24 protein-coding genes are annotated in these 20,606 nt (G+C 67.2%); 10 read left to right on the forward strand and 14 right to left on the reverse strand.

What is annotated here, in order from left to right:
* Window positions 1-244 precede the first annotated feature (244 nt).
* From Q9Q95_RS05130 to Q9Q95_RS05140, 3 genes are read left to right on the forward strand one after another with little or no spacing between them, the layout of a single operon-like run.
* Window positions 245-427: a hypothetical protein gene (locus Q9Q95_RS05130; protein ID WP_306094549.1), complete on the forward strand. Its 183-nt coding sequence runs from the start codon at window positions 245-247 to the stop codon at window positions 425-427.
* On the forward strand, window positions 424-1,827 hold the full coding sequence (locus Q9Q95_RS05135; protein WP_306094551.1) for an NAD(P)H-hydrate dehydratase: 1,404 nt from the start codon (window positions 424-426) through the stop codon (window positions 1,825-1,827). Before Q9Q95_RS05130 ends, Q9Q95_RS05135 begins: the two co-directional genes overlap by 4 nt.
* Window positions 1,818-3,020 carry a class I SAM-dependent RNA methyltransferase gene (locus Q9Q95_RS05140; protein ID WP_306094553.1) on the forward strand — a complete coding sequence of 401 codons (1,203 nt, stop codon included), beginning with the start codon at window positions 1,818-1,820 and terminating at the stop codon, window positions 3,018-3,020. Before Q9Q95_RS05135 ends, Q9Q95_RS05140 begins: the two co-directional genes overlap by 10 nt.
* Here the strand turns inward: Q9Q95_RS05140 and truA are convergent.
* Window positions 3,011-3,751, reverse strand: a complete 741-nt coding sequence (truA, locus tag Q9Q95_RS05145) for a tRNA pseudouridine(38-40) synthase TruA (RefSeq protein ID WP_306094555.1) — start codon at window positions 3,749-3,751, stop codon at window positions 3,011-3,013. The genes Q9Q95_RS05140 and truA overlap by 10 nt on opposite strands.
* A complete protein-coding gene (fmt, locus tag Q9Q95_RS05150; RefSeq protein WP_306094558.1) occupies window positions 3,748-4,650 on the reverse strand; it encodes a methionyl-tRNA formyltransferase in 903 nt (300 codons plus the stop codon). The genes truA and fmt overlap by 4 nt, the downstream gene beginning before the upstream one ends.
* 136 nt (window positions 4,651-4,786) lie before the next feature.
* Here fmt and recR point away from each other — a divergent pair, with 136 nt between their 5' ends.
* From recR to rmuC, 3 genes are all read left to right on the forward strand, one after another.
* Entirely contained in the window at window positions 4,787-5,383 is a 597-nt protein-coding gene (gene recR, locus Q9Q95_RS05155; protein WP_306094559.1) for a recombination mediator RecR, read from the forward strand.
* Between the two features lie 252 nt (window positions 5,384-5,635).
* The gene (def, locus tag Q9Q95_RS05160) at window positions 5,636-6,163 is read left to right on the forward strand and encodes a peptide deformylase (protein WP_306094561.1); all 528 of its coding nucleotides are present in this window, start codon (window positions 5,636-5,638) and stop codon (window positions 6,161-6,163) included.
* 178 nt (window positions 6,164-6,341) lie between these two features.
* Window positions 6,342-7,739: a DNA recombination protein RmuC gene (rmuC, locus tag Q9Q95_RS05165; protein ID WP_306094563.1), complete on the forward strand. Its 1,398-nt coding sequence runs from the start codon at window positions 6,342-6,344 to the stop codon at window positions 7,737-7,739.
* A 74-nt stretch (window positions 7,740-7,813) separates the two neighbouring features.
* Here the strand turns inward: rmuC and Q9Q95_RS05170 are convergent, their stop codons facing one another.
* From Q9Q95_RS05170 to Q9Q95_RS05205, 8 genes are all read right to left on the reverse strand, one after another.
* The gene (locus tag Q9Q95_RS05170) at window positions 7,814-8,512 is read right to left on the reverse strand and encodes an META domain-containing protein (protein ID WP_306094565.1); all 699 of its coding nucleotides are present in this window, start codon (window positions 8,510-8,512) and stop codon (window positions 7,814-7,816) included.
* A gap of 217 nt (window positions 8,513-8,729) precedes the next feature.
* Window positions 8,730-9,533 carry an RNA methyltransferase gene (locus Q9Q95_RS05175; protein ID WP_306094567.1) on the reverse strand — a complete coding sequence of 268 codons (804 nt, stop codon included), beginning with the start codon at window positions 9,531-9,533 and terminating at the stop codon, window positions 8,730-8,732.
* Between the two features lie 112 nt (window positions 9,534-9,645).
* Window positions 9,646-9,918: an HPr family phosphocarrier protein gene (locus tag Q9Q95_RS05180; RefSeq protein ID WP_306094569.1), complete on the reverse strand. Its 273-nt coding sequence runs from the start codon at window positions 9,916-9,918 to the stop codon at window positions 9,646-9,648.
* Complete coding sequence (locus Q9Q95_RS05185) at window positions 9,915-10,322, reverse strand: PTS sugar transporter subunit IIA (RefSeq protein ID WP_306094570.1); 408 nt, start codon at window positions 10,320-10,322, stop codon at window positions 9,915-9,917. Before Q9Q95_RS05185 ends, Q9Q95_RS05180 begins: the two co-directional genes overlap by 4 nt.
* A 1-nt stretch (window position 10,323) precedes the next feature.
* Window positions 10,324-11,262 (reverse strand): RNase adapter RapZ, encoded by a 939-nt coding sequence (gene rapZ / locus Q9Q95_RS05190; RefSeq protein ID WP_306094572.1) that lies wholly within the window; start codon window positions 11,260-11,262, stop codon window positions 10,324-10,326.
* On the reverse strand, window positions 11,259-11,702 hold the full coding sequence (locus tag Q9Q95_RS05195; RefSeq protein ID WP_306094574.1) for an HPr kinase/phosphorylase: 444 nt from the start codon (window positions 11,700-11,702) through the stop codon (window positions 11,259-11,261). The genes rapZ and Q9Q95_RS05195 overlap by 4 nt, the downstream gene beginning before the upstream one ends.
* Window positions 11,702-13,276 carry a stimulus-sensing domain-containing protein gene (locus Q9Q95_RS05200; RefSeq protein WP_306094576.1) on the reverse strand — a complete coding sequence of 525 codons (1,575 nt, stop codon included), beginning with the start codon at window positions 13,274-13,276 and terminating at the stop codon, window positions 11,702-11,704. Before Q9Q95_RS05200 ends, Q9Q95_RS05195 begins: the two co-directional genes overlap by 1 nt.
* Window positions 13,245-13,952 carry a response regulator transcription factor gene (locus tag Q9Q95_RS05205; RefSeq protein WP_306094578.1) on the reverse strand — a complete coding sequence of 236 codons (708 nt, stop codon included), beginning with the start codon at window positions 13,950-13,952 and terminating at the stop codon, window positions 13,245-13,247. The genes Q9Q95_RS05200 and Q9Q95_RS05205 overlap by 32 nt, the downstream gene beginning before the upstream one ends.
* 178 nt (window positions 13,953-14,130) lie before the next feature.
* Between Q9Q95_RS05205 and Q9Q95_RS05210 the strand changes: the two genes are divergently transcribed.
* The 4 genes from Q9Q95_RS05210 to Q9Q95_RS05225 all read left to right on the forward strand — a co-directional run bounded on the left by Q9Q95_RS05210 (window position 14,131) and on the right by Q9Q95_RS05225 (window position 16,951).
* The gene (locus Q9Q95_RS05210; protein WP_306094580.1) at window positions 14,131-15,747 is read left to right on the forward strand and encodes a phosphoenolpyruvate carboxykinase; all 1,617 of its coding nucleotides are present in this window, start codon (window positions 14,131-14,133) and stop codon (window positions 15,745-15,747) included.
* A gap of 116 nt (window positions 15,748-15,863) precedes the next feature.
* Window positions 15,864-16,316 carry a hypothetical protein gene (locus Q9Q95_RS05215; RefSeq protein WP_306094581.1) on the forward strand — a complete coding sequence of 151 codons (453 nt, stop codon included), beginning with the start codon at window positions 15,864-15,866 and terminating at the stop codon, window positions 16,314-16,316.
* A 37-nt stretch (window positions 16,317-16,353) separates the two neighbouring features.
* Window positions 16,354-16,665, forward strand: coding sequence for a hypothetical protein (locus Q9Q95_RS05220; protein ID WP_306094583.1), 312 nt, complete (start codon window positions 16,354-16,356; stop codon window positions 16,663-16,665).
* A gap of 91 nt (window positions 16,666-16,756) precedes the next feature.
* A complete protein-coding gene (locus tag Q9Q95_RS05225; protein ID WP_306094585.1) occupies window positions 16,757-16,951 on the forward strand; it encodes a hypothetical protein in 195 nt (64 codons plus the stop codon).
* Between the two features lie 38 nt (window positions 16,952-16,989).
* On the opposite strand, the gene Q9Q95_RS05230 is transcribed toward Q9Q95_RS05225, so the two are convergent.
* The 4 genes from Q9Q95_RS05230 to Q9Q95_RS05245 are packed head-to-tail and all read right to left on the reverse strand — an operon-like array spanning window position 16,990 to window position 20,580.
* A complete protein-coding gene (locus tag Q9Q95_RS05230) occupies window positions 16,990-17,307 on the reverse strand; it encodes a hypothetical protein (RefSeq protein ID WP_306094587.1) in 318 nt (105 codons plus the stop codon).
* On the reverse strand, window positions 17,304-19,124 hold the full coding sequence (locus tag Q9Q95_RS05235; RefSeq protein WP_306094588.1) for a DUF885 family protein: 1,821 nt from the start codon (window positions 19,122-19,124) through the stop codon (window positions 17,304-17,306). Before Q9Q95_RS05235 ends, Q9Q95_RS05230 begins: the two co-directional genes overlap by 4 nt.
* A gap of 16 nt (window positions 19,125-19,140) precedes the next feature.
* Window positions 19,141-19,590, reverse strand: coding sequence for an NfeD family protein (locus Q9Q95_RS05240; protein WP_306094590.1), 450 nt, complete (start codon window positions 19,588-19,590; stop codon window positions 19,141-19,143).
* Between the two features lie 3 nt (window positions 19,591-19,593).
* Entirely contained in the window at window positions 19,594-20,580 is a 987-nt protein-coding gene (locus Q9Q95_RS05245) for an SPFH domain-containing protein (RefSeq protein ID WP_306094592.1), read from the reverse strand.
* Window positions 20,581-20,606: the final 26 nt, after the last annotated feature.

Below are 20,606 nucleotides of genomic sequence, written 5' to 3' on the forward strand. Positions count from 1 at the left end.
TTTACGGGAGGGGCTGGGGGACGGGAGCGCCACGCGCACGCCTTTCCTTGCGGTAACCGGCGCTTGCTTCGCACTTCTCTCCTGCGGCGGGCCGCCCGCCGAGAAGCCGGCTGAACCAGCCCTCGAAGTCCCCAACCAATCGGCCGCGCGCGCGCCCGAAGAACCCAAAATCGCCTGCGCCGCTGCCGGCGCCACCGATCTCACCCCGGTCTGCACCCTCGACCGCACCGAAACCCCGAATGGCGTGATCCTCACCCTACGCCACCCCGACGGCGCCTTCCGCCGCCTCCAGATCATCCGCGACGGCCGCGGCGTGATCGCCGCCGACGGGGCCGAGCCGGCGAAAGTCACTCCGCTCGGACCCGCCCAGATCGAGGTTGCGCTCGGCGGCGCGCGCTATCGCCTGCCTGCGACGGTACGCCAGTGATCCCCGCCGGCGCGCCCGTCGTCACTGCCACGGAGATGCGCGCCGCCGAGCAGGCGGTGTTCGCCGGCGGCGTCTCGCAGGATTCGCTGATGGAGCGGGCAGGCGCCGCGGTCGCTCGGGAAGCCGCGCGCTTCGCGATGGGGCGCCCGATCCTCATTCTCGCCGGCCCCGGCAACAATGGCGGCGATGCCTATGTCGCCGCGCGCCTCCTTCGGAATTGGGGCCATGACGTCAGTCTCGTGGCCACCGGCACGCCTGCGCCCGGCGCCGCCGAGCGGATGCACGCATCGTGGCACGGCCCAACCTCGTCGCTTTACGCCGCGCGGCCGCGTCCCGTGCTCGTCGACGGGCTGTTCGGCACTGGCATGACCCGCCCGCTCGAGCGTGGCCTCGCCGCGGTGTTCGCCGATCTCGTCAAACAGGCCGAGTTCGTCCTGTCGATCGATCTGCCGTCGGGGATCGATGCCGACACCGGCGCCGATCTCGGCGCACCGCGCGGGATTGACGTCACGCTCGCGCTCGGGGCGTTCAAGCCGGGGCATCTGCTCGACGCCGGCCTCGAACGTTGCGGCAAGCTCCTGCTGGCCGACCTCGACATCCGGGTCGAGACTCGCTGGCGCACCGTCGCGCGCCCCGGGCTGGAGACACCCGGCGTGCACAGCCACAAATATAGCCGCGGCCTCGTCGCGGCGGTCGAAGGTGCGATGCCCGGCGCCGCGCGCCTCGCCGCGCGTGCCGCGATGGCGGGCGGCGCGGGCTATGTCGTGCTCGCCGGCGATCGGCCTTGGAGCGAGGGGCCCGATGCGCTCGTCCGCCGCGAAGTGCGCAGCGCCGAGGATCTCGCCGAATTCCTCGGCTGGGACCGGATCGACGCGGTGGTGCTCGGCCCCGGCCTCGGCCGCGACCGGCGCGCCGAGGCCTATCTCCGCGCCGCCTTCGCCGCGCCCAAACCCCTGATCCTCGACGGCGACGCGCTGACCCTGCTCGGCAGCGGCGCGGCGCGCTGGCTCGAAACCCGCGCCGCGCCGACCTGGCTCACGCCGCATTCGGGCGAGTTCGGCCGGATGTTCGCCGGCGAAGGCAGCAAGATCGAGCGCACGCTCGCGGCCGCCGCGGAGGCGCGCGCGACGATCGTCCACAAGGGTGCCGACACCGTGATCGCGTCGCCCAAAAGCGAGGTCCGAATCCTCGCCGGCGGATCGCCCTGGCTGTCGACCGCGGGCACCGGCGACGTGCTCGCCGGGCTGCTCGCCGCGCAGGTCGTGCAGGGCGGGAAGGGCATTGCCCCCGCCGAAGCCGCGACGTGGCTCCATGCCCGCGCCGCGCAGCTTGCCGGACCGGCGCTGATCGCCGATCAGCTGGTCGATCACATCCCCGAGGCAGTTTCAGAATGTCTGTGAACGATGACGAAGTCCTCCGCGTCGCCGCGCGCGGCGATGGCGTCACCGCCGATGGCCGCCACGCCGCTTTCGCCGCGCCGGGCGATCGGGTTACGCCCGAGGGGGCGATCCTCCCGGGGCCGCACCACCAGAACCCGCCCTGCAAGCATTTCTCCGAATGCGGCGGCTGCCAGCTCCAGCATCTCGACGACGTCAGCTGGACCCAATTCATCGCCGATCGCGTGGTCACTGCGCTGGCGGCGCATGGGCTCGAGACGTGGGTTCGTCCGCCTTTGCTCTCGCCCCCCAACACCCGCCGTCGCGCGACGCTCCACGCCGAGCGCCGCGGCCGCCAGATCCGGCTCGGCTTCACCCGGCAGAACAGCCACGAGCTGATCGATCTCGAGGAATGCTGGATCCTCGCGCCCGAATTGTTCGCGCTCGTCGCGCCGCTCCGCGGCATGCTCGCGGCGCTGATCCCCGGCACCCGCCGGATCAACGTCCATCTCGTCCAGACCGATCAGGGGCCGGACGTGCTGATCGACGGGCTCGAAGCCGAAGGCCTCGCCGCCGCCGAGGCGTTGAGCGCCTTTTCGCATCGCCATCATCTCGCCCGCCTGTCGATCGACGAGGGCTTCGGCGCGAGCGCCCGTTACGAGCCCGAGCCGGTCACCGTCACGCTGGGCGGCGTCCCCGTGCCGTTCCCGCCGGGCAATTTCCTTCAGGCCACGCCCGAGGGCGAGGCGGCTTTGGTCGCCGCGGTGCAGGAGATTGTCGGCGGTGCGAAAGCCGTCGCCGACCTGTTCGCCGGCCTCGGCACCTTCACCTTCGCCTTCCCCAAAGCCAAGGTCTACGCCGCCGAAGGCGCGCGCGATCCGATCACGGCGCTCAAGGCCGCGGCTGGGCTCGCACGCCGCCCGGTGTTCGCCGAGCATCGCGACCTGTTCCGCCGCCCGGTCACTGCGAAGGACCTTTCCAATTTCGACGCGATCGTCCTCGATCCGCCGCGCGCCGGGGCGCGCGAGCAGGTCGTCGAGATCGCCGCGTCTACCGCGCCGGTCCTTGCCTATGTATCGTGCAATCCCAGTACCTTCGCACGCGATGCAGAGACTCTGTCGCAATCCGGTTATCGCCTCGACTGGGTCCAGCCGGTCGGCCAGTTCCGCTGGTCGACCCATGTCGAGCTCGCCGCGAAGTTCAGCCGTCAGGGGTAATCCGCGCGCACGAAGAACAGCCCGTCGGGCGGCGCATTGAGCCCGAGCCGGGCGCGGTCGCGCGCTTCGAGCGCGTCGCACAGATCCTCGAGGCTCCACTTTCGCTGACCCACCAGCCCGAGACACCCGACCATCGAGCGTACCTGGTGGTGGAGGAACGACCGCGCCGAGGCGTGCACCAGCAGCCGGTCGCCCTGGCGAGTCACGTCGAGCCGGTCGAGCGTCTTGACCGGACTCGCCGACTGGCAATGCGCCGAGCGGAACGTCGTGAAATCGTGCCGCCCGACCAGAAATTGCGCCGCTTCGTGCATCGCCGCGGCATCGAGCGCGCCCGGGATCCGCCACGCCAGCCCCTTCTCCCAGGTCAGCGGCGCGCGCCGCTGGACGATGCGATATTCGTAGTGCCGCGCGATGCACGAGAAGCGCGCATGCCAGTCGTCGGGCACTGCGACGCATTCGAGCACCGCCACCGGATGCGGCCGCAGTCGCGCGTTGAGCGCCTCCATCAGCCGGAACGGCACGATTTCGCGGGCGATATCGAGATGCGCGCGCATGCCCAGCCCGTGCACGCCCGCATCGGTGCGCCCCGCCGCATGCACCACCGATGTCTCGCCGGTGACCGCGAACGCCGCTTCCTCGATTGCCTGCTGGACGCTCGGGCCATGGTCCTGTCGCTGCCAGCCCATGAACGGACGGCCGTCATACTCCACCGTCAGCGCGAACCGGGTCAAAGCCCGGTGCCCGCCGGGATCGCGAACCCGCGCAGCAGCTCGTCTGGCGTCATGACGCCGCGCCCGGCGCGCTGGACGAGGGTGGGGCGGATCGCGCCTTCGCCGCAGGCGATCGTCATCCGGTCGTCGAGCACGATCCCGGCCACGCCGCCCGCTGCCAGGATCTCGGCCGCATGCACCCGCACGCGCTCGCCCGCATATTCGAAGAACGCGCCCGGCGCCGGATTGAACGCGCGTATTTGTCGCTCGACTTCGACTGCGGACCGCGAAAAATCGAGCCGCGCCTCGGCCTTGTCGATCTTGGCGGCATAAGTGACGCCCTCCTCAGGCTGGGGCATTGCGGGATGGGCCGCGATATTATCGAGCACCTCGACCATCAACCGCGCGCCCATCGCGCTCAATTCGCCGGTCAATTCTCCCGCGGTCTTGCCGGCCACCGGCGTCCGCGCCTCGCGCCGCACCGGCCCGGTGTCGAGCCCGGCTTCCATCTGCATGATCCCGACGCCGGTCTCGGCATCGCCGGCGAGGATCGCGCGCTGGACCGGCGCCGCCCCGCGCCAGCGCGGCAACAGCGAGCCATGGACGTTGAGGCAGCCCAGCCGCGGCGCCTCCAGCACCGCGACCGGCAGGATCAGCCCATAGGCCGCGACCACCGCGACATCGGCGTCGAGCGCGGCGAATGCCTCGACCGCCCCGGGCTCCTTGCGGAAGGAAAGCGGGGTCCGCACCGCGATCCCCAGCATTTCGGCCCGCGCATGGACGGGCGAGGGGGCCACCTTGCCCCGGTTGCCGCGCCGCGGCGGCTGGCTGTACGCCGCCACGACGTCATGACCGGCATCGACCAGCGCATCGAGTGTCGGAACGGCGAATTCGGGGGTTCCCATGAAGATGATCCGCATGGCGGGCCTTTAGCCCCAACCGCCGTCCCGGCGAAAGCCGGGATCTCAGGCGATCGCGTCCGCCTGCGGCACGAGGTCCCGGCGTTCGCCGGATGACGATGATTGCTTTCAGGGGCAGCGCGGCTATCTCTCCCTCATGGCGTCCCCCGAAATCGAAGCACTCACCCAGGCGCTCTCCCGTCTGCCCGGACTCGGCCCGCGCTCGGCGCGGCGCGCGGTGCTCCATTTGCTCAAGAAGCGCGAGACTGCGCTCGATCCCTTGCTCTCGGCGCTTGCCGCGGTCAGCCGGCGGCTCAGCACCTGCGGGATCTGCGGCAATGTCGACACCAGCGATCCGTGCGCGGTCTGCGCCGATCCGCGCCGCGATGCGCGGTCGCTGTGCGTCGTCGAGGAAGTCGCCGATCTCTGGGCGCTCGATCGGTCGCGGCTGTTCCCCGGCAAGTTCCACGTCCTCGGCGGCCGCCTCTCCGCGCTCGAGGGCGTGCGGCCTGAGGATCTGCGAGTCGACAGCCTCGTCCGCCGCGTCGCCGCGGGCGGCGTTGACGAAGTCGTGCTCGCGATGAACGCCACGCTCGATGGCCAGACCACTGCGCACTACCTCGCGGAGCGCCTCGAATCCTATCCGATCCGCATCACCCAGCTTGCCCATGGCCTCCCCGTCGGCGGCGAGCTCGATTATCTCGACGAAGGCACGCTCGCCCAGGCCCTGCGTGCCCGCCGCCCGGTCGCCTGATTTTTTCACGCGAAGCCGCAGATTTGTTCGTGCAGAGGCGCGGAGGACGCAGAGACTGTTGGATTCGGCTGCGTGCGCAACTGCTCAAACCGCCCGCGATTGAATCGATAGCGCGCCGCGGCGCGCAACATCTCCGCGTCCTCTGCGCCTATGCGCGCTACGTTCTTCGTCTTCGCGTCTCCGTGCCTTCGCGTGAAAACCAAATCGTCCCCGACGCTTGCGACAAAAGCGCCACCGGACTATTTTACACCCATGGCCATTCTACCCATCGTCGAAGTCCCGGATCCGCGTCTCCGTTTGATCTCCACCCCCGTCGCGGAGGTGAATGACGAATTGCGCGACCTGATCGGCGACATGTTCGACACGATGTACGATGCCCCCGGCATCGGCCTCGCCGCGATTCAGGTCGGCGTGCCCAAGCGCGTCATCGTCATGGATCTGCAGGAAGAGGAAGACGAGGAGGGCAAGCCGATCCGCGCACCCCGCGTCTTCGTCAACCCCGAGATCCTCGATCCCGCCGACGAGCATTCGGTCTATACCGAAGGCTGCCTGTCGATCCCCGATCAGTTCGCCGATGTCGAGCGCCCCGCGCGGTGCCGGGTCAAGTGGCTCGACGAACAGGGCGCCGCGCATGACGAGATATTCGAAGGCCTGCTCGCCACCTGCATCCAGCACGAGATGGACCATCTCGAGGGCGTGGTGTTCATCGATCACCTCTCGCGCCTCAAGCGCGACATGATCCTCAAAAAGCTGTCCAAGGCGCGGAAAGCTGCGGCGTAAGCGCTGAACCGTGCTCCGGCCTCGTGCCGGGGTCCGACAAGCGGCTTGGCCAATCCATCGAGCCTCCTTCCTGTGCGTCGCGGCGCGGTGGATCCCGGAACAAGTCCGGGATGACTCGTATGTGGTTGCTACAGCTCCCCCCAACCGCTAGGTTCGCCTTCTGTTCCCGGAGGCGCACTTGGACTCGCTCGCTCTCATTCTGGTCGTCGCGGCATTGCTCGGCGGTTTCGGCATCGGCTGGTTCCTCGGCGGTCGCCCGGCGGCGCAGGCACGCGCCGATCTCGCGCGGCGCGAGGCTGACTTCAAGGCGGCAATCGCCGATCTCGTCGTCGCCGAGGAACGCGCGGGCCATGTCCCTGCGCTCCGCGACGAACTCGCGGCAATGCGCGACGACCGCGACGATGCGCGCCTCCAGCTCACCGAGCTCCGCGCGCGGGCCGAAGCCTTCGAGGAACGCCTCGCCGAGTTCAAGGGCGCGCGCGAGGCGATGGCGGGGCAGTTCCGCGAGCTCGCGGGGACGATGCTGGGCGAGACGCAAAAGGCCTTTCTCGAACGCGCCGAGGCCCGCTTCACCCAGTCCGGCGAGGCGAATGAAGCGAAGATGAAGGCCTTGCTCCAGCCGGTCGAGTCGACGCTCAAGCGCTACGAGGAAGGGCTGCAACGCGTCGAGAAGGAGCGCAACGACAGCTATGGCGTGCTGCGCGAGGCGATCACCGAAGTGAAGGCGCAACTCGGCGAGACCCGCACCGAGACCGCCAAACTGGTCAACGCGCTCCGCGCCGCGCCCAAGACCCGCGGTCGCTGGGGCGAGCAGCAATTCCGCAATCTGATCGAGATCGCGGGTCTGTCGGGTCATGTCGACTTCGCCGCCGAAGTCTCGGTCGCCACCGAGGACGGCGCGCTACGCCCCGACTTCATCATCCGCCTGCCGGGCGATCAGCAGCTCATAGTGGATGTGAAGTGTGTGCTCGATGCCTATCTGACTGCAGCGGAAGCCACCTCCCCGGAAGAGCGGCAAGCAGCCTTGGCGTCGCATGCCCGGGCGGTGCGCAACCATGCGGATGCGCTGTCGCGAAAGGCCTATTGGGCGCAATTCGAAAAGGCGCCCGACTTCGTCATCATGTACATTCCCGGCGACAATTTCCTGTCGAGCGCGCTGGAGATCGACATGGAACTGTGGGAGCGCGCCGCGCGCAACCGGGTGATCATCGCCGGACCTTCGGCTTTCCTGCCGCTCGCGCGCACCGTCGCATCGATGTGGCGGCAGCAGAGGCTCACAGAGGACGCACGCGAAGTCGGCAAGCTCGGCAAGGAGATGTACGAACGCCTCGCCACTGCCGCGACGCATCTCAAGCGGGTCGGCGGCGGGCTCAACAGCGCGGTCGACAATTACAACAAGTTCGTCGCGAGCTTCGAAGGCCGGGTCATGGTCTCGGCGCGGCGCTTTCAGGCGCTCAACGTCGATACCGGCAATGCGACGCTCGACAGCATCGACAGCGTCGACGTGGTGGCCAAGGCGCCGGCCGTCGAATTGCTGCCGTCGAACGAGGACTCTGAAGCGAAGGCGGCGGAGTAGCGGTCAGCGACCCGTCATCCCGGCTCTCGCCGGGACGACGCACGCGGCATTCTGTGGAACGCTCGTGGACGAACTCAGCGCTGCCGGACAGGCGCCAGTACCAGCCGCTCGCTTTGCGCGCTGGTCAGCACCAGCTTGCCGTTCGGGTTACGGCTCACGCTCAGCGGCTTGGCGAGGATGCGCAGCACATTGCTCTCCTGGACATTCTGCGCGCGCGCGCCGCACGCCATCTTGGTCGAGCGGAGCGGGCCCGCGGTCAGCCGGCCGCGCTGGAAGCGGAAGCTGCCGTTGAAATTGTTGCAGCTGGCATTGCCGCTGATCCGCTGCCCGTTGAACGTCACCCGCGGAGTCGTGCGCGGCGCCACCAGCCGGCGGTTGATCGATTCGATCCGCCAATCGCCTTCGAGCAGCGACGTCTGTTCCGGCGTTTCGGAAAGCACGGCGCCGCCGCAGCCGCGCAGCGTGCGTCCGCGTAGCGTCACCGTAACCGTGTCGTGAAAGGTGCGGTCGCTCATCCCGTCGCTGCATTCGACATGGGTGATGTCCACCGTCATGCCGCGCGCCTGATAGCGTTCGCCGTTGAAACCGACGATCGGTCGCGGTCTGGCGACGCTCGTCACGCGACCGCCGGCGGGTTCGTAACGGATCGTGCGGCCGTCGATGGTCAGCGACCAGAACGGCTCGGTCCCGAGTGCGCGATAAGGCTCGGCATTCGACTGGGCGAAAGCGGGCAGGGCGATCAGCATCAGGGCGCCGGCGGCGGCAAGCTTCATCACAACGGGTCTCCTTTGTCACGGTTGGTTGCCGCGCCGCGGCTGAACCGCGCATGGCCGTAACGATCGGCCGCCGTTCAGGATGCTGGCAAAATAGGATTTCGCGTGCCAGCCTTGCTCAGGCTCTTTGACATCGTGGTTCGATCGGCAAGCAATTGCGACATAATCTTGCGTTTTGACGCAACAGAATTGCCGAATTGGCGTGAAAACCGTGAAATTAGCCGCCCCGAACCCTATTCAGCACCTCATAGGCCATCACCGCCGTCGCCACTGCCGCGTTGAGGCTGTCGGCCTTGCCGAGCATCGGGATCTTGACCAGCAAGTCGCATTGCTCGGCCATGAAATCGGGCATGCCCTGCGCTTCGTTGCCGGTGAGCAGAAAGACCGGGGCCGTATACAGCGCCGCTTTGTAATCGTGCTCGGTGTCGAGGCTGAGACCGACCAATTGCCCGGGGCCCGCGCGGAGCCAGGGGAGGAAGGCGTCCCAGCCGGCTCTGGCCACCGGAACGGTGAACAAGGCGCCCATGCTCGCCCGCACGGCTTCGAGCGAGAAGGGATCGACGCAATCGTCGATCAGGATCAGCCCGCCCGCGCCGACCGCGTCGCCGGTGCGCAATATGGTGCCGAGATTGCCCGGGTCGCGCAGCCGCTCGGCGACCAGCCAGATCGACGCCTGGCTGCGGTCGAGCTGGTCGAGGGTCAGTGCGAATTCGGGATAGACCCCGACAACGGCGCCGGGATTGTCTTTGCCCGAAAGCTTGGAGAGGATGTCGGCATTGGTCTCGATCGCTTCGCCGCCGGCCGCTTCGGTGGCGTCGACCAGCGCGCGGACGAGGGGATGGCCCGCCATGTCCCGCGCGAAGAACAGATATTCGGGCAGCCGCCCGGCCTCGCGCGCTTCGGTCAGGATGCGCAGCCCCTCGGCGAGGAACAGCCCTTCCTCGCGCCGATGGCGCTTGTCGCGCAGGTTGCGGACCCGCTTGATCAGCGGGTTCGAGAAAGCGGTGATTTCGCGCGGCATATCGGGTGCCTAGCCGCTTCCGTGCTGCTGCGAAAGCAGGAGCCCAGGGTGACGGCGGACTTCGCTTGTGGCTCGGGGCTCCTGCTTTCGCAGGAGCACCGGCGCAACGAGTCTAATCCTCGCCGAACCGCGCCTCGACCAACGCCGCCAGCGCCTCGACCGCGGCATGGGCGCCGTCGCCCTCGGCGCTGATCGTGATGCTGTCGCCCTTGGCGGCGCCGAGCATCATCAGGTCGAGGATCGACGTGCCCGAGGCGCTCGCCCCGTCCTTCTCGACGGTGAGCTCGACCGGCTGGTTGGTCGCAAGGGTGACGAACGCCATGCTCGCGCGTGCGTGCAGGCCCCGGCGGTTCTCGATCTGGACGGTACGCGTCGTCCGACTCACGCGGCGGCCTCTCCCAATACTTCGGATGCGACGGTGATGTATTTGCGTCCGGCGTCGCGGGCGGCGGCGACCGCCTCGGTCACCTTCATCGTCTTGCGCGCGCTGCCCAGCCGGATCAGCATCGGCAGGTTGATCCCGGCGATGACTTCGATCCGCCCCGCTTCCATCAGCGAGATAGCGAGGTTCGAGGGCGTGCCGCCGAACAGGTCGCTCAGCACGATCACGCCGCGGCCTTCGTCGACATTCTTGATCGCCTCGGCGATGTCGGCGCGGCGGCTCTCCATATCGTCGTCGGGGCCGATGCAGATCGATTCGATCCGCTCCTGCTGACCCACCACATGCTCCATCGCGACGACGAACTCTTCGGCGAGTCGCCCGTGCGTCACGAGTACCAAACCAATCATTTCAAACTCCGCCCCCTGATATGGTCACCGGGGCCCCCTCCAGCGAGTCCTGCGGCGCGGTCTGCAAATCGCGGTGCGTCACCGTGGGCGAAAATCCCTCTTCACGCAACCGCCGGGCCATCCGTTCGGCAACGTGGACCGAGCGGTGGCGGCCCCCCGTACACCCGAATGCGGCGGTGACATATGCCTTTCCTTCGGCCTGATAACGCGGCAGGAGGAGGAGCAGCAGCGCCTCGATCTGCGCCATCGCCGCGGCATAAGCGGGATCGTCGGCGATATAATCCGACACCTCGGCGTCCTGCCCCGTCCCGGGACGCAGCGCTTCCACCCAATGCGGATTGCGGAGGAAGCGCATGTCGAACACCAGATCGGCATCGCGCGGCAATCCGCGCGCAAAGCCGAACGAGGTGATCGTCAACACGGTCCGGCCGAGCCCCTCGCCCGAAAAGCTCGCGCGGATCTGCTGCTGCAATTCGTTCGAGGCGAGGTTGGTCGTGTCGATGAGTCGGTTGGACCAGCGCCGCAGCGGCATCAGCAGTTCGCGCTCGCGGGCGATCCCGTCGCTCGCCGGCCGGTCCTGCGCCAGCGGATGGCGCCGCCGGGTCTCCGAATAACGGCGTTCGAGTTCCGCCCCGGCGCATTCGAGAAACAGGGTGCCGACCTGGTGGCCTTCCTGCTCACCCAGTTTCTTGACGCGCTGGACGATGCTCTCGGCGTCGAACCCGCGGGTCTGGGTGCCGATCCCGAGCGCCAGCGGCCGATCGTCGTCGCCGTCCGCGCCCTCGCCCGGAGGCGTATCGAGCAGCCGGTGGAGCAGGAGCAAAGGCAAATTGTCGACGGTCTCCCAGCCGAGATCCTCGAGCGTCCGCAGCGCCGTCGACTTGCCGGCGCCCGACATGCCGGTCACCAGCAATATCTGTTTGGGGCGCCTCCGGCTCACTGCATCGCCCGTTTGAGCGCGAGTTCGACCTTGATCGGCGCCGACGGCTCCAGCGCGGCCAGCGCGAGCACCGGCACGTCCACCCCGGCGATCCGCCGGGCGCGGGGATCCTCGGGAAAGCGGGGCGGGGTATCGAGAATGACGATCAGCAGGTCCACCGGAACGCGCTCCACGCTGGGCATCTCGACAATGCCCAGCCCGCGTACTTCGATCCGTCCGGCAAGATGCGCGGGTGCGCAGGCGATCAGCGCGCCGTCCTGCCGCTGGCAGATCACCTGGCCGTCGGCGACGAGCGCCGCGCCGCGATCGATCAGCCGCAGCGCGAGATCGGATTTGCCCTCGCCCGAGCGGCCCTCGATCAGCACCGCCCGGCCGCCGATCGCGACGCAGGCGCCATGCACCGTCTCCGAGGAGACCTCTGGAAGCCGGATTTCGGGCATCAGTTCTGCTCCGCCAGGGGCAGCCGCACCACGAACCGGGCTCCGCGCAATCGATCCTCGCGTGTTTCCACTGAAATGCTCCCCTGATGGCCTTCGACGATGGTGCGTGCGATGGCAAGGCCTAGTCCCGAATGCTGACCAAAGGCTTCACTTTCGGGACGCACCGAATGGAATCGGCGGAAGATCGCGTCGCGTGCCGCCTCGGGAACGCCAGGTCCCTCATCCTCGACCCGGACGATCAGCATTTCCCTGTCGCGCACCGCGGAGATCGTGATGAGCCCGCCTTCCGGGGAGAAGGACAGCGCGTTCTCGATCAGATTTTCGAACACCCGCTCCAGCCGTGCGCCTTCGCCGAGCACCGTGAGCGGCTGATCCGGGCGACGATCGAACAGGATGCGGATGCCGTTCGGCAGCCCGCGGGTCGCGCGCTGATCGAGCAAGGCGGCGATCATCATCCCGACATCGACCGGTTCGAACGTCGCGCGGCTGAGCTGCGCATCGAGCCGCGACGCGTCCGAGATGTCGGTGATCAGCCGGTCGAGCCGATGGACGTCGTCGCGCACGATCGCGAGCAACTGCTCCTGGAGCTGCGAATCCTTGACCTTGGACAAGCCCTCCACCGCCGAACGCAGCGAAGCGAGCGGGTTCTTGAGCTCGTGCGTCACATCGGCGGCGAAGCTCTCGGTTGCGTCGATCCGCGCGCGCAACGCCTGACTCATATCCGAGATCGCCCGCGCGAGCATGCCGATCTCGTCGCTGCGCTCGGGCAGCCGGGGAACGACGACTTCGCGCGCACGCCCCAGCCGGACCCGCACCGCCGCGCGGGCGAGCCGGCGCAGCGGCCGCACGATCGTCCGCGCGAGGAACAAAGAGAGCAGGATCGACAGCAAGCTGACGATCGCCAGCACCACGCTCAGGCGGAAGCGCTCGATGCGCACCGTCTGGGTGATGTCGCGCGCATTGACCGTGGTCATCACCACGCCGAGCTGGGTGATCGGCGCCGCGGCGGTGATCACCGGGGTACGATCGGGCGCGCGCCACACGGTCGCGGGTGTGCCATGCGTCTCGCGTGCGATCCGCACGTCGGGCCAGTCGAGGCCGCGGTCGCGCCGGCGCTCGCGATAGAGCGGTGCGCGGTCGGCTCCGGCGACGGTGTCGATGACCGCGTCGAGGAAGCGGGCGGTGGATTGGTTGAACGGGTCCTTGTCGGGATCGCGCAGCAGGAGATTGCGCAATCCGAGATCGTGGCTGTCGGTGATCAGCTTGCCGGTCTCGTCGTAGAGCCGGATGCGGGTGCCGGTGTCGCGGGCGAGGCTGAGCACGAGCAGGTCGCGCCGCTCGGGCGTGGCGGAGGCGACTGCCTGCGCGATCAGCCGTACTTCGCCGCGCGCCTGCGCCACCCGGCTGTCGACGATCCGGCTGCGATAGGAATCGAGATAGAAGAAGCCGCTGCCGAGCAAGGCCAGCGCAAAGATGTTGACCGCGAGAATCCTCGGCGTGAGGCTGACGCGGTTCGACCATTTGAGCGCGAGTTCGCGCTCGCTATTCGTCCGAGAAGCGATAACCGGCGCCATAGAGCGTTTCGATAGCATCGAACTCGGGATCGACCTGGCGGAATTTGCGCCGCACGCGCTTGATGTGGCTGTCTATCGTCCGGTCGTCGACATAGATGTCGTCCTGATAGGCGGCGTCCATCAGCTGGTTGCGGGTCTTCACGATCCCCGGGCGCTGCGCCAGCGTCTCGAGGATCAGGAACTCGGTGACCGTCAGCGTGACGTTGGTGCCGCCCCAGGTGACGCGGTGCCGCGCCGGGTCCATCGTCAGCCGCCCGCGCTCGAGGATTTCCGCCGGCTCCTGCACGCCGCCGTCGGCGCTCGGCTGGGCCGCTTCGGTGCGCCGCAGGATCGCCCGGATCCGCGCGATCAGCAGCCGCTGGCTGAACGGCTTGGCGATATAATCGTCGGCGCCCATGGCGAGCCCCAGCGCCTCGTCGAGCTCGTCATCCTTGCTGGTGAGGAAGATGACGGGAATCGCGCTCTTCTCGCGCAACCGCCGGAGCAATTCGAGCCCGTCCATCTTGGGCATCTTGATGTCGAGCACCGCAAGGTCGGGCGGGTTCTCGATCAGCGCCTTCAACGCGCTCTCGCCGTCCGAATAGACGCGGGTGAGGAATCCCTCGGTCTGAAGCGCGATCGAAACCGAGGTCAGGATGTTGCGGTCGTCATCGACCAGCGCGATCGTCGCGGTCATGCCGGGCAGCGTGCGTGGCTTTGAAGCATCAGTCACGGGTTAAAGCAAAGTCGCGGCCGGCTCAATCGGTTGACAACGCTTACCCGCATTGACGCCCTTCGCGCGCGCTGCCTAAGGCCATGTCATTGATAACGCGGCCCCGCTTTCGGGAAGGGGCTTTGCGACCTTGGAGGTTTGGATGTCGACCATGCGCATCGCGCGCCATGGTCTCGATGCGCAGGGCATCGAGACCATGGCCGAGCTATTCTGGAATCTCGAAACCGCGCCGCTGGTGGAGCACGCGCTGCGCCGTGGCGAAGGCAGGCTGGCCAAGGATGGGCCGCTGGTGGTGACCACCGGCAAGCATACAGGCCGATCGGCCAACGACAAGTTCATCGTGCGCGACGCCGGGACCGAGGCGAGTGTGTGGTGGGGCAAGTCCAACAAGGCGATGAGCCCCGACCATTTCGTCGCGCTCAAGGCCGATTTCCTCGCCGAGCTGGCGCAGCGCGATAGTTTGTTCGTCCAGGACCTGCATGGCGGCTCGCAGCCCGAGCACCGCGTCAACGTGCGGGTGATCAACGAGCTCGCATGGCACAGTCTGTTCATCCGCACGATGCTGGTCCGCCCCGCAGCGGAAGAACTCGCCGGCTTCGTCCCCGAATATACGATCATCGATTTGCCGAGCTTTCGCGCCGATCCCGCGCGCCACGGCACGCGCAGCGAAACGGTGATCGCCGTGAGCCTTTCGGAGAAGCTGATCCTGATCGGCGGCACCGCTTATGCCGGCGAAATGAAGAAGAGCGTATTCGGCCTGCTCAACTATCTGCTTCCGCCCAAAGGCGTGATGCCGATGCACTGCTCGGCCAATATCGGCCCCGATGGCGACACCGCGGTGTTCTTCGGCCTGTCGGGTACCGGCAAGACCACACTCTCGGCCGATGCCAGCCGCACGTTGATCGGCGACGACGAGCACGGCTGGTCGGATACTGCGGTCTTCAACTTCGAAGGCGGTTGCTACGCCAAGATGATCCGGCTCTCGGCGGAAGCCGAGCCCGAGATCTTCGCGACGACGAAGCGCTTTGGCACGGTGCTCGAGAATGTCGTGATGGAGCCCGGGACGCGCGCGCTCGATCTCGACGATGCCAGCCTCGCCGAAAATAGCCGCGGGGCCTATCCGATCGACTTCATTCCCAATGCCTCGGCGCACAATCTCGGCCCGGTGCCGAAGAACATCATCTTCCTCACCGCCGATGCCTTCGGGATCATGCCGCCGATCGCGAAGCTCACCCCCGAACAGGCGATGTATCATTTCCTCTCGGGCTATACCGCCAAGGTGGCGGGCACCGAGATCGGCGTCACCGAGCCGGAGGCGACCTTCTCGACCTGCTTCGGCGCCGCCTTCATGCCGCGCCACCCTTCCGAATACGGCAATCTGCTCAAGGCGCGGATCGCGAAAGGGGGCGTCGATTGCTGGCTGGTCAATACCGGCTGGGCAGGGGGCATGGCCACCGATCCCGGTATCAAGCGGATGCCGATCAAGCTGACCCGCGCGCTGCTGGGCGCCGCGCTCGACGGCAGCCTTAAGCACGCCGAATTCCGCGTCGATCCCAATTTCGGGTTCAAGGTTCCGGTGCAGGTCGCCGGGGTGGATCCGTCGGTGCTCGATCCACGGGCCTGCTGGGCGAACAAGGTGCAATATGACGCCACCGCCGCGAAACTCGTAGACCTGTTCAATGCGAATTTCGCCCAGTTCGCCGACCATGTCGAGGAAGGGGTGCGACAATCGGCGCCCCGCGCCGCGCAACCCGCCTAGAGGCTCAGGAACTTCGCTGTGCTCCCGCGAAAGCAGGAGCCCAGGGCCGCGAGGGAATCGCCAACGACTCTGGGCTCCTGCTCGCGCAGGATCATGAGAACGATACGACCATATCGATGACAGACCATCCACCGCGCTTGTTCACCGCCGACGCCGAGATCATCCGTCTCGGCGAGGGCCTGCTCGCGTGCAATCTGCGTAAGGAAGTCTGGACGCACGAGGCGCATCTCGCCGCCTGCCTCTATCTGCTGAGCGAACGCCCCGACATAAATGTGGACGCCGAGATCGCCGGGATCATCTCGCGCTTCAACGAAAGCGTCGGCGGCGTGAACGACGACGCGAGCGGCTATCACGATACCATCACTCGTGCCTATATCGCCGGCGTGCGACTGTTCCTCGGCGTGCAGCTCAAAGGCGGGCTTGCCGAACGGGTCAATGCGCTTTTGCTCTCGCCGATGGGCCGGCGCGATTGGCCGCTGGGTTTCTACAGCCGCGAACTGCTGTTCTCGGTACCCGCGCGGCGCGGTTTCGTGCCTCCCGACCGTGCGCCGCTGCCCGAAGCGTGCTAGCCTTCACGGACAGTTCGACAACGCGTTGGAGGCGATTATGAGCATTCTCGACGGCATTCTCGGTCGAGTCACTCAGAACGTGGACATCGCCAATCTCGCCAACAAGGTCGGCCTGTCGCCCGAGCATGTCGAATCGGCGGTGCAGGCGCTGGCCAAATTCCATCCGATGGAAGGCGACACCGCCGAAGGCGCCGCGTCTGCGACGGGGCTTCCGGTCGACAAGATCCGCGAGATCATCGGTCATATCGGCGGAGAAGGCTCGCTCGGCCATTTCGCGCAACTGCTCGAGGGCGAAGGCGCGCTCGGCAAATTGGGCGGGCTCGCGTCCGGGTTGTTCGGCAAGAGCTGAACCGCGCCGCGCGGCACATTATCGCAACGATCGGCGCCCGCGCGGGTGGGTTCGGCCTATAAGGCAAGGACCATCACCGCGAGGAACGTTAGTGAAGTTCATTTCCTTGAAGGCGATCAATGGCGAGCCGATCCTCGTCAACGTCACCGCCGTCCGCACCGTATCGTCGATCGACCTCGCCGGGGTCGAGATGGGCGTGATCGGCTTCGACAAGACGCACGAAGTCGTGGTCGGCTCGACCGTCGCCGAAGTCACCGAAGCGATCACCGCCGCCACCGAAGCCTGAGCCCCTGACTCTCTTCCTGCAAGGAAGGAACTCTCGGCCTAAGGTGCCTTCCCGCCGGCGACCACCGCGTGATGCTCGACGTGCATCGGCCGCTCGAGCAGATAGTCGTCGTCTTCGGGATAATAGCGCGCAAGGGCGATATCGGCGCCAGCGAAACCGCGTATCGCGTCGAGGTTCTCCCACCAGCTCAGGGTCGTGACTTCGGTAGTCCCGTCGCCCAGATCGCGGAACAGCATCTGGAAGCCAAGATTGCCCGGCGTCGACCCGTAGTCGGTGCCGCCGGTGGCGGCGATATAGTCGCGATAGGCGTCTCGCGCATCCGTGCGGATCACGCCGCGCCAGCGCCGGAGGATCATGTTTTCCGCGCCGCGACGTGACGATCGACGACGTGGCCGAGCACCGTCATCGGCACGTTGCCGCCGAGCACCAATGCGTCGTTGAACGCCTTGAAATCGTAGCGCGGACCGAGCGCCGCTTTGGCACGGTCGCGCAGCCGGTTGATCTCGCTATGGCCGACCTTGTAGCCGCATGCCTGTCCCGGCCATGCGCAATAACGGTCGACTTCGCCGGCGACTTCCTCTTCCGACGAGCCGTTGGCGGTGACGAACCAGTCGATCGCCTGCTTGCGCGTCCAGCGCTTGGCGTGGAGTCCGGTGTCGACCACGAGCCGGCAGGCGCGGAAGCCGAGCGACTGGAGATAGCCGAGTTTCTCCGCCGGATTGTCAGCATAGACTCCCAATTCCTCGGCGAGCTGCTCGGCATAGAGCGCCCAGCCTTCCGAATAGGCGTTGAACTGGAGCAGGCTGCGGATCAGCGGCAACTTGAAGGTATATTCGCCCTGCCAGACATGGCCGGGGATCGCTTCGTGATAGGCGAGGTCGGGCAGGCTGAAGCGCGTGTGCAGGCTGGTGCTGCGCAGATTGATCCAGAACTTGCCGGGGATCGTTCCGTCGATCGAGCCGGGCCCGCCATAGGCGCCGGGGGCACCGGGTTCCTCTTCGGGCGGCAGGCGGCGAACCTCGACATTGCCCTTGACCAGCGTGTTGAACGCCTGCGGCATGCGTCCGCGGATGTCGGTGATGCGGGCATTGAGGAACTTGAGGATTTCGGCGCGGCCGGGATCGCCTTCGGGGAAAGTGAAACGCGGATCCTTGGCCAAAGCCTCCATCCGCGCGCCGACGCTACCCTGGCTATAGCCTTCCTTTTTCAGAATCGTGTCCATCTCGGCCTGGATCGCGCGAAGCTGGTCGAGGCCCATCTGGTGGACCTCCTCGGGAGTCATGGTCGTCGTGGTCCCGGCTCGCAGCGCCCAGGCGTAATAGGCCTCACCGTCCTTGAACTTCCACACGCCGGCGTCGGCGGTGGCATGCTTGCGGTGGCGTTCGAGCTCGGCGATCTGGCGGTCCAGCGCCGGGGCGATCCGGTCGTTCGCCAGCATCCAGGCGCGCTGGCCGAAATCGCCTTCCATCCCCGCCGTGCGATTGGCGAGCGAGGTGACCAGCCCCCAGCCGGCGGTGTTGCCGCTGCGTGCCAGCCTGATCGCCTTCAGATTCTTGTCGAGCAGGAAGTCCGGCGCGATCACCCCGTTCGCGGCGGCGGCCTTGAGCCGCTCGGTCTCGCCGTCGAGCTGCTCGGCATAGGATTCGAGCCGGTCGAGATAGGCCTCGGCATCCTCGCGGGTCTTCACCTGATGATCGGTGTCGAGCATCCGCGGCACGTCGATCCACGCGCCGACATTCTGCGCCACCGCATAGGGCGTGTTGCGCCAGCTGCCGACCGCGACGTCGCCATAGGGGAAAGCAAAGCCCTCGAGCGCATTGCCGTACGACGCCTGCACCACCTCGACATTGGTCCGCATCACCGGGCTGAGCGCCGCGGCGTCGAGCTTGCCGATCTCGGCGAGCGTCTGGCGCAGATGCGCGGCGATCTTGGCCACCCCTCCCGGGGTGCGATCGGCGAGCTGATGCTTGAGCTGAGCGCGCTTGTCCTTGTCGATGCCGAGCGACGTCGCAGTCTCGGGATAGAGCGTGAGGAAAGTCTCGGCGGTGCGCGCGAGCAGCGCCTCGGCAGGCGCGTCCTTATCGGCGAACAGCGCGCTCGCCTGACGCGGCAGCGCTACGGTCGCAAGGGTTCCGGCGGTGCCGAGCAACAGCTGGCGGCGAGTGGTACGCATGGTCATTCCTCGAAAATCAGGCAGTCACGGGTTCGACATTGAGCGCGGTTCCCGTCGCCCCGGTGATCCGGACATGGGCGCCGACCGGCGTGTCCGGGCCGCAGGCGAGCCATTCGCCGTCGCCTACGCGGACCTTGCCCTTGCCCGCGGCGATCGGCTCGACCACCGTCACCACTTCGCCGATCAGCCGAGCGACGCGGTCGTTGAGCAACGGATCGGCGCTCGGCACCGGATTGGCAAGATACCAGCGCCGCCCGAGCGCCACCGCCGCTGACGACGCAACGATGAACACCATAACCTGAAACGGCAGAGCGAAACCGGGGATGATCAGGGTCACCACGCCGGTCACCGCCGCGCCCGCCGCGACGAAGACCAGGAAGATGCCCGGTACCAGCAACTCGGTGATCGCGAGCAATGCCGCGAGGATCAGCCAAGAGAGCCCGGGCGTGGCGAGCAGCGCACTCATGCCTCAGCCCTCCTGCGAACCGAACGGCGTCGGCCGTGCGCGCGTCGGCGGGGCAGGGGGCGCCGGCGGCTGCGGTCCGCGGCCGAGCGCTTCCTTGGCGAGCTCGCCGATCCCGCCCAAGGTGCCGATCAGCTGGGTCGCCTCGACGGGAAACAGGATCGTCTTGGCGTTGGGCGAGGTCGCGAACTTGCTCACTGCCTCGACATATTTCTGCGCGACGAAATAGTTGATCGCCTGGCTCGATCCCTTGGCGATCGCGTCGGAGACGAGTTCGGTCGCCTTGGCCTCGGCCTCGGCCGAGCGTTCGCGCGCCTCGGCATCGCGGAACGCCGCCTCGCGCCGGCCTTCGGCTTCGAGGATCTTCGACTGCTTCTGGCCCTCGGCGCGGAGGATCTCCGAAGCCCGCGTGCCTTCGGCTTCGAGGATGTTGGCGCGCTTCTCGCGCTCGGCCTTCATCTGGCGGCCCATGGCGTTGACGATGTCGGCAGGCGGGCGGATGTCCTTGATCTCGACGCGGGTGATCTTGACTCCCCATGGCGTGGTCGCATGATCGACCACCGACAGCAGCCGCGCGTTGATCTCGTCGCGCTTCGACAGGGTCTCGTCGAGATCCATCGATCCCATCACGGTGCGCAGATTGGTCGTGGTCAGCTGGAGCAGCGCGACATAAAGGTCGGACACCTCATAGGCGGCCTTGGCGGCGTCGAGGACCTGGAAGAACACGACCCCGTCGGTCGAGATCATCGCATTGTCCTTGGTGATGATTTCCTGCCCCGGAATGTCGATCACCTGCTCCATCATGTTCACCTTGCGGCCGACGCGATAGAAGAATGCAGGGTAGAAATTGAGGCCCGGGGAGGCGACCGCAGTGAAGCGCCCGAAATATTCTATCGTATATTGATAGCCTTGGGTGACGATTTTCACACTGGAAAAGAGGTAGAGCAGCACCACTGCCACCACCACCACCAGAAATACGTTCAGCACGTCCATTCCCCGACTCCCCTCGCATTTCTCCC

The organism is Sphingomonas sp. DG1-23 (assembly GCF_030730875.1).
In the GTDB taxonomy this organism is placed as follows: Bacteria; Pseudomonadota; Alphaproteobacteria; order Sphingomonadales; family Sphingomonadaceae; genus Sphingomonas.